The organism is Priestia sp. P5_B4, from assembly GCF_056400385.1.
The window spans coordinates 1-1,888 of the sequence record NZ_JBFULJ010000748.1 but is presented as its reverse complement, the minus strand read 5'-3'; the positions used below and the strand labels follow the sequence as shown (position 1 = coordinate 1,888).

Sequence of the window (1,888 nt, the reverse complement as noted above, 5' to 3'; positions counted from 1 at the left end):
CATTGGTACAGCTCTTCACTTTGAATACCACATTGAGGATATTATTAGCGTGCTTCCTCAATTGGAAAGTCCAGAAGGGCGCTTTCAAGTGATAGAAGGTCCTAATAACCAAAAAGTGATTTTAGACTATGCCCATACGCCTGTTGCCCTTACGCGTCTAGTAGAAGCAGTAAAAAAGATGGAGTATAACCAGCTAATTGTCATGATTGCAGGCATTGGCATTCGAGATTTTAATAAAATGCCTAAAATGGCGCGTGTCATTGAAGGAAAAGCTGATGAAATTGTCGTAACTGTTGATCATCYAGGTCATCATGATCCGAACGTAATTGTAGATCAAGTAATGACAGGCTTTTCAAATCCAAGCGCAAGTAATATTCACCGTGCCCCTACTCGAACAGAAGGAGTATTAAAGTCGCTTTCTTTAGGAAAGCCGAATGACATTATTTTACTTACAAGCGGCTGTATTAACGGCGCTCAGCTTGTAAAAGGCAACGAAATTCCGCATTCAGATGAAGAGATTATTGCCTCTTATTATGCATCGTTAAGCAATATTTCTTAATACTCTTCTTCATTTATCGCACGAACGTGGAGAAATTGAAACAGCATACGAAAGAAGGTCTCTTACTATTTTTAGAGACCTTCTTTTTGCATCAAAACTATAGGCTGTTTTCTCGCTGTGTTTTTGGTTCTTCAATTTTTACATCATGTTCTTTAGCCAGCTTTTTAATAGCTGCATTGTAATCGCGTATGCCTTTTCGTGCCTCATCAAGCATAGCATTTGCCTCAGCAATAAGGTTGCGGTCCTGCTTTTCTAAAGCGCTGACAATTTTAATGAAAGCGTTATACTGGGTATTGGCAGCCTTTATATAGCCTTCATGAACCTTTCGAAGATCGTCGGTTTCTACATCGATGTTTTCCAGTTCGTCAACAAATTTACGATAAGTAGGAATGACTTCACTCGTCATCGTATCATACATCACTGCGTCACTTGTGTAGTTAGCGCCTGTAACAGAATCGTATGCGTCAATCGCTTCTTTTTCAAGCTGAGCGGCTTTTTTTAAATCTTGGTTGTTATAGTCGATTAAATCATCTTGAACAGGATCACTAAAGCAGGCGGATAATAAAAACAAAAGAGGGACAAGACAAAATAAAACCTTCTTCAACGAATTTCACCTCCGTTTAACAATGTATGAAATATCTGCTTGGCAAAGTCGGTTTTAATAACTGGAGAAAAAGAAGGGAGTGTATAAAAGGATTTTTAAAGGTCGGCAGTGAATTTATTCATAAGTCGGTTTGTAGTTGACCACCCCTTAGTAGCAGGAAGGAAGAGAAAATGATTAAAATAAAAAGAGACCACTTAACGAACAATGAAGTTATTGAACTAGTAAGTTCTCACCTTCAAGGAATGAACTTACATTCACCCCCTGAAAGTATTCATGCTCTAAATGTTGAAAGCTTAAAACACCGTGATATTACGTTTTGGAGCGTGTGGGAAGACAGCCAGCTAGCAGGATGCGGGGCTATAAAAGAGTTAGATGAGCACCACGGAGAAATTAAATCGATGCGAACAGCCGCAGCTCATTTGCGAAAAGGAATTGCTAGAGAGCTGCTGCAGTACATAATAAATGAAGCGCAAAAACGAGGGTACCGACGCTTAAGCTTAGAAACAGGATCCGCGTCTGCTTTTGAACCGGCTAGAAAGCTGTACGCTAGTTTTGGATTTTACGAGTGCGAACCGTTTTCTACTTACAAAGAAGATCCATACAGTGTATTTATGACAAAGAAATTGAATGATTAAAAGAGGATGGGACAAACGTATTTTAGTTAAAGAAGATCCGAACGATGAATCAAGATTCTTGATGAAGAATCCAACTCGTTCGGATTTTTT

At 39.1% G+C, this 1,888-nt stretch carries 3 protein-coding genes; 2 read left to right on the top strand and 1 reads right to left on the bottom strand.

The window, feature by feature from the left end; all coding sequences use genetic code 11:
- On the top strand, nucleotides 1-559 hold a 559-nt coding region (locus tag AC1DRF_RS25490; protein WP_477742015.1), incomplete at its 5' end, for a glutamate ligase domain-containing protein.
- Nucleotides 560-656: 97 nt separating this feature from the next.
- Here AC1DRF_RS25490 and AC1DRF_RS25485 read toward each other — a convergent pair.
- Nucleotides 657-1,163: a hypothetical protein gene (locus tag AC1DRF_RS25485; RefSeq protein ID WP_013082979.1), complete on the bottom strand. Its 507-nt coding sequence runs from the start codon at nucleotides 1,161-1,163 to the stop codon at nucleotides 657-659.
- Nucleotides 1,164-1,333: 170 nt separating this feature from the next.
- Between AC1DRF_RS25485 and AC1DRF_RS25480 the strand changes: the two genes are divergently transcribed.
- On the top strand, nucleotides 1,334-1,798 hold the full coding sequence (locus tag AC1DRF_RS25480; RefSeq protein WP_035335654.1) for a GNAT family N-acetyltransferase: 465 nt from the start codon (nucleotides 1,334-1,336) through the stop codon (nucleotides 1,796-1,798).
- Nucleotides 1,799-1,888 lie beyond the last annotated feature (90 nt).